Genomic DNA, 921 nt, shown 5'->3' on the forward strand with positions numbered 1-921 from the left:
AGTGCTTCGGTATCTGCCTTTTGAGATCTGTATGCGATACCGCGTCGGTCACGGTAGTTACCACGAATGTATATTTCCGTGTCGGCGATAAGTGCCTGAGCTTGGTTAAAATAGTAAGGGGAATAATTTTCGGCTTCAGCTTTTTCTGCACGATCGAGTGTTTTTCGTGCTTGATTCAAACTCGACACGAGTAGAGTATTAATCTCTAGCTCATACATGCTTTTGCGAACACTTGGTTCAAGCTTCAGAGCTTTCTTAATTCGATCATCCTCAATCAGAAGCACTAGCTCTTTCATTTCTTTTTGTAGGTCTTTCCAGTCTTCGGGTTGCCATTTTGATGCCTCTAACTCAACCAGTAAGTTTCGATGCTTTACGAAGTCTTTCAGATTTCTTTCGATCGCCGCTCTGGTTAATTGTGCTTTTTCTAAAAGTTTTCTAGCAGCGATAGTTGCTTGTGCAACGGACGGTTGTTTGTCTCTAGGATTGTTCAGAGATCGCTCAGCATCTTTTAAAGCTCGTGTTGCTGAGGAATAGTATGTTGGAGAATAGAACTCTAGACCTAGGTTCTCTGGTCGAGCAAACAATTCTGCTGTCCGTTCATACATTGCCCTCGGGTTATCTTGCTCGACTTGAGATGTTTCAATGCTTTGGTAGTCATTCTCTGGTTGAGAAGCACAAGCTCCAATGAGTAGTGCGATAAGAATTGGAAGTAGGCGTGAGATGATCATGTTTGTGTAACTTTGAATTGTTTTGGCGAATTGTACGCAGGTTTATAATTTTATTGTGTGATTCATCGGTAAGTTTCTGAGTTCGTTCTTACACGAATCGTGTAAATAGTTTCTGGAATTGCTAAGCGTTTGATGCACGTAGTCTATTGCAGCCTTGGTACTGTTCTGCAGGTCATTGCCCAAGGCTATGTTT

1 protein-coding gene is annotated in these 921 nt (G+C 42.0%); it reads right to left on the reverse strand.

Annotation, left to right across the window (positions count from 1 at the left end; translation table 11 throughout):
* Nucleotides 1–728: hypothetical protein (locus A3738_RS02800; RefSeq protein WP_156503903.1), on the reverse strand; the 728-nt coding region annotated here is incomplete at its 3' end.
* Nucleotides 729–921 lie beyond the last annotated feature (193 nt).

It is taken from the genome of Oleiphilus sp. HI0066 (assembly GCF_001635725.1).